The sequence below is a fragment of the Propioniciclava sp. genome, assembly GCF_029977985.1.
GTDB lineage: Bacteria > Actinomycetota > Actinomycetes > Propionibacteriales > Propionibacteriaceae > Propioniciclava.
Window position 1 is genome coordinate 1 of the sequence record NZ_JARKOT010000101.1, and the last position, 4,871, is coordinate 4,871.

At 71.3% G+C, this 4,871-nt stretch carries 5 protein-coding genes and 1 tRNA gene; 3 read left to right on the plus strand and 3 right to left on the minus strand.

What is annotated here, in order from left to right:
- Positions 1-1,046, plus strand: a 1,046-nt coding sequence (der, locus tag Q1K57_RS06790) for a ribosome biogenesis GTPase Der (protein ID WP_300080265.1), incomplete at its 5' end; no start/stop codon positions are given.
- Positions 1,043-2,188 (plus strand): alanine racemase, encoded by a 1,146-nt coding sequence (locus Q1K57_RS06795; protein ID WP_300080267.1) that lies wholly within the window; start codon positions 1,043-1,045, stop codon positions 2,186-2,188. The genes der and Q1K57_RS06795, both read left to right, overlap by 4 nt.
- A 41-nt stretch (positions 2,189-2,229) precedes the next feature.
- On the opposite strand, the gene Q1K57_RS06800 is transcribed toward Q1K57_RS06795, so the two are convergent.
- From Q1K57_RS06800 to Q1K57_RS06810, 3 genes are all read right to left on the minus strand, one after another.
- Positions 2,230-3,576, minus strand: coding sequence for an HNH endonuclease signature motif containing protein (locus Q1K57_RS06800; protein WP_300080269.1), 1,347 nt, complete (start codon positions 3,574-3,576; stop codon positions 2,230-2,232).
- Positions 3,577-3,707: 131 nt separating this feature from the next.
- Entirely contained in the window at positions 3,708-4,316 is a 609-nt protein-coding gene (locus tag Q1K57_RS06805) for a class I SAM-dependent methyltransferase (protein WP_300080271.1), read from the minus strand.
- Positions 4,317-4,332: 16 nt separating this feature from the next.
- Complete coding sequence (locus Q1K57_RS06810; RefSeq protein ID WP_300080273.1) at positions 4,333-4,614, minus strand: hypothetical protein; 282 nt, start codon at positions 4,612-4,614, stop codon at positions 4,333-4,335.
- Positions 4,615-4,796: 182 nt separating this feature from the next.
- On the opposite strand from Q1K57_RS06810, the gene Q1K57_RS06815 reads away from it, so the two are divergent.
- Positions 4,797-4,870 (plus strand) — tRNA-Pro (locus tag Q1K57_RS06815).
- The last annotated feature ends 1 nt before the right edge of the window (position 4,871 follow it).

The following is a 4,871-nucleotide window of genomic DNA, read 5'->3' on the forward strand; positions in this document are numbered from 1 at the left end:
ACGCCACCGTGGGCGTCACCGACGAGGACGAGGCGGTCGTGCGGGTGCTGCGCCGCTCGAAGAAGCCGGTCGTGCTGGCCGCCAACAAGGTGGACGACCAGCGGCTGGAGGCCGAGGCGGCGTCCATGTGGAACCTCGGCCTGGGTGAGCCGTGGCCGGTGTCGGCGCTGCACGGGCGCGGCTCGGGCGACTTGCTGGACGCGGTGCTCGCGGTGCTGCCCGAGGCGCCGGCCGAGGAGTTCGAGGAGGTCGGCGGGCCGCGGCGGGTGGCGATCGTGGGCAAGCCGAACGTGGGCAAGAGCTCGCTGCTCAACAAGCTGACGGGCCAGCAGCGGTCGGTGGTCGACAACGTGGCGGGCACGACGGTCGACCCGGTGGACGAGTTGGTCGAACTGGGCGGTGAGGTGTACCGGTTCATCGACACCGCGGGGCTGCGGCGGCGGGTGAAGGAGGCGTCGGGGCACGAGTACTACGCGTCGCTGCGCACCCAGCAGGCGGTCGAGCGGGCCGAGGTGTGCGTGGTCGTGATCGACGCGTCGGAGCCGATCACCGACCAAGACTTGAAGATCCTCACGATGGTGGAGGAGGCCGGCAAGGCGCTCGTGGTGGCCTACAACAAGTGGGACCTCACCGACGACGAGCGCCGCCGTTATCTCGCCCGCGAGGTGGAGCGCGACGTGCAGGCGTTCGCGTGGGCGCCGACGGTGAACATCTCGGCGCTGACGGGACGCAACGTCGACAAGCTGAAGAAGGCGATCGACGCGGCGCTCGAGGGCTGGGAAACGCGCGTCACCACGGGCCAGCTGAACAGCTTCCTCGGGCGGGTGGCGGCGGCGCATCCGCACCCGGTGCGGTCGGGCAAGCAGCCGCGGATCTTGTTCGGCACGCAGGCGGCGAACTGCCCACCCACGTTCGTGCTGTTCACCTCGGGAGCGATGGACGCCCAGTACGTGCGGTTCGTGGAGCGCCGGCTGCGGGAGGAGTTCGGCTTCGTCGGCAGCCCGGTGCACGTGGAACTGCGGGCGCGTGAGAAGAGGAAGCGGTGAGCGCCCACCTGCCGCCGACGCCGTTCCTCGCGATCGACCTGGCGGTCCTCGATGCGAACATCGAGCGGGTCGCGGCCTGGGCCGACAAGCGTGAAGTGCTGCTGCGGCCGCATGTGAAGACCCACAAGAGCCCCGAGGTCGCCCACCGCCAGCTGGACGCCGGCGCCTCCGGCATCACGGTGGCGACGATCGGCGAGGCGGAGGTGTTCGTCCAGAACGGCTTCGAGAACGTCTTCATCGCCTATCCGGTGTGGCTGGACGCAGAGCGGCGCCGGCGGCTGGTTCGGCTGGCGGAGCGGGCGTCGGTGCAGGTCGGGTTCGACTCGGTGGACGCCGCGGCCCTGCTGGCCGGGACCGGTGTGGTCGGGCTGGTCGAGGTGGATTCGGGGCACCATCGCTCCGGGGTCGCTCCGGACGCCGCGGGTGCGCTGGCTGCGGCTGCCGGCGCGGGCGGGCTGGAGGTGCTGGGGGTGTTCACATTCCCGGGACATGCGTACAGGGTGAACGGGGCGCGGGCGGCTGCGGCGGCGGGCGAAGGGGCTGCGTTGGCGCTGGCGGCGGAGTCGCTGCGGTCGGCGGGGGTGGAGCCGACGGTGGTGAGCGGCGGGTCGACGCCGAGCCTGGAGTTCGTGGCGACGGGTGTGGGGGAGGTGCGGCCCGGCGTGTACGTGTTCAACGACGCGCAGCAGTGGGAGCTGGGCTCGTGCACGGCCGACCAGATCGCCCTGACCGTGCATGCGACGGTCGTGAGCCACGCGGGTGGACGCCTTGTCCTCGACGCGGGCAGCAAGGCGCTCGGCGCGGACCGGGCGCCGTGGGCGTCCGGCTTCGGCCGGCTGCTGGACGTGCCGGAGGCGCGGATCGTCCAGTTGTCGGAGCACCATGCGGTGGTCGATCTCGCCGGGGCTGAGTTCTCGAAAGGAGACGGCGCGGGTGCGGGCATCGCGGCAGCAGGGGTCACGGGTGCAGGGATCGCGGGTGCAGGCATCGCGAAAGGCGGGCTGCCGCCGTTGGGATCGGTGGTGCGCGTGGTGCCGAACCACGTGTGCAACGCGGTGAACCTCGCGGACGAGTACGTCATCTTCTCCGACGGTGACCCAGTGGACACCTGGGGCGTGTCGGCGCGCGGAATGAACGCCTGAGGCGCCCAGCACAGGTGGCCGCCACCGCCGACGGCCCATGCTCAGGGCGGCGGATCGCATGGTGGTCCGTTCGCGGGGAGGGGGGTGCGTCTCGCGTCGTGCGTGCGCGGTGGCAGGAACGTGAAGCCTTCCTCGTTTCGGGTGATGTCCCATTGGTCGGGGGTGTTCCCGTCGGGGTGGGGTGGTCGGGGTTCGCACAGCCCGTGATGATGGGGACACAGCAGAATCAGGTTGTCGAGGTCTGTTCGGCCACCCTGTTGCCAGGGGAGGACGTGATGAGCGTCGCACTGGGCATCAGGGGCTGAGCAGCGCGGGAACTGGCATTGGCCGTCGCGGAGGCCGAGGGCTTGACGCTGGTCGTCGCGGACGGTCCGGTGGGTGAGGCCCCAGTCGAGCACGGCGGACGGCCCGCCGAGGATGGCGGGGATCAGGTCGGCGTCGCACAACAGGCGGCGCAGCTCACCCGCGGGGATCGGTTCGCCCGAGGCCAGTACGCCCGCCGCGACGGCACGCTCCTGCAGGTCGGCCTCGCGCATGGTGATGACGATGCGGGGCCGGTCCGCGGACAGGCGCGGTGTCCTGCGCGCCCGCTGGTGCTCCCGGAGGAGCCGCATGAGGGCATCTGCGCGGCGTTGGGCCAGCGAGCGCATGCTGCCGGGCCCGTTGCGGTCGGCGGCGTGGTCGCGGCCTTGGCGGCGGTCGGACTGGACGTGCGCGTCGATGAGGCGCGTGAACGTTTCGGCTTCGAGGACGGGCAAGGCGCCTTCGAACCAGACGGACCCCTCCCCGTCCGGCCGCCACGTCAACGACCGGCGCGACAGGGCCCGCACCCGCTGCGCGGCCAGTCGCGCGTCCATCTCGGCCGGGCTGGGCGCCTTCGCTGGGGCCACCGCTCGCAGGACAGCGTCCGCCATCCCGCGCAGCTCTTTGGCTGGCTTCGAGCCTGCCTGGGCCACGAGGTGGCGCGTGGCGGCCAGTTGCTGTCTGGCGTCGAGGGTGGGAAGTTCGTCGAGCACCTTCACGATCGAGCGGGCCTGGCCCACCGACACCTGACCCGCCACCGCGGCTTCCTGCACGGTCGGGTTACGGGTGAGGTCCTTCCCGGCGAACACGATTCCGGCGGCTTCCCGGCTGGAGGTGTCCCCGGTCAGGGCGAGCCAGGACGACAGGGGAGTCCCGCGGGCGATCATCGAGGCGTTCGCGTGATCGGCCTCCCCGACCAGGACCAGCACGAGGGCGTCCAACCGTTTCAGGACCCGCCGCCCGACGCTGACCAACTCCAACCGTTCGGCGCACCGCAGGGCGTCCCGCTGGGCATGATCGATGCCCGCGAGGGCCGACTCGACCAACGCCAACGCTGCCAGGGTGGAGCCGGGGGTGGGTTCCATGAGGTCAACGCTAGAGACCGCCTCCGACACTTTCCGGCGCCCGTCGAGCCGAGCCAGGGTCGGCTCGGGCGATAACTCTTAACTCTTGAATCGCACAGGTATTCGACCTGCTGGGTCCGGCGCCGGACGGCTCAGCCGGCCTTGCCGGTGACGAGAAAGATGGAGTGCTCGTGCCTGATGCCGTGCTTCTCCTTGACCACGGTCGTGGCGGTGCGATCGGTGACCTGGGAGAAACCGAGCGAGCGGAGGGCGTCCGCGAGGGCGTGGCGGTCGATGCCGTGGTGACCGTCGAAGCCGTCGTCGTGGAAGGTGTGGGCGTGGTCGGCGTCGAGATCGGCAAGCGCGATCCAGCCGCCGGGCTCGAGTGACGCGCGGGCGTGCCGGAGGGCGGCGTCCGTGTCGGGAATGTGGTGGAGCGCCATGCTGCTGACCAGAGCGTCCACCCTCTGGGGAAGGGGGGCTGCGGCGAGGTCGTGCTCGAGCGTGGCGTAGCGGGGGTCGCCGGCGGTGTTGGCGCGGGCGACCTCGAGCATGCCGGGGGAGGTGTCGACGATGAGGACGTGCGCCACGCGCGGGCCCAACTCACGCGCCAGGAGGCCGGTGCCCCCGCCGATGTCGGCGAGGCGCCAGTCGGGCTGCAAGGGGACGACCGCGCCGATCGCCTCGGCGAGGCGATGGGCGCGGTCGGTGTGGTCGTGGGTGTCCCAGTCGCGGGCGCGGGCGTTGAAGTCGACGGTCACGCGCCCATGGTGCCACTCACTGCTGCGGGTCGGCTCCGAGGGTCTCGGGGCGGCCGTCGACGACGTTGAGGAGCGGGTCGCTGGCGACCCCGTCGACCACGGCCCCCTCGGACGGGTCGGGGCGCTCGACCTCATCGGCAGCCGCGCCCAGGATGCCCTCCTCGCCCTCGACGCGGGCGTCGGGGTCGTACACCACCTCCCGGACGACTTCTTCGTCGGCCAGCATGGGGCGCGGGTCGGTCGTGACGTCGTCCACGACGCGTTCGGCCGGGTTCTCTTCGGGCTGCAGGTGCGTCATTGGGTGCCTCATTGGACTCGATGAACGGTCAAACAAGCCTTTCTTGACCTGATGCGGCTTGACAACACGCCTTTGCGCGGGGCGGCTCGTCTCATCGGACGCCGCCCCGCGGGTCCGATGCGACAACGGTGCGCCGATTCGGTAAGGTGGTTCGCCGGTGGACGCCGCAGGCGTCCGCCGGGCGGGCTGTAGCGCAGCTTGGTAGCGCACTTGACTGGGGGTCAAGGGGTCGCAGGTTCAAATCCTGTCAGCCCGAC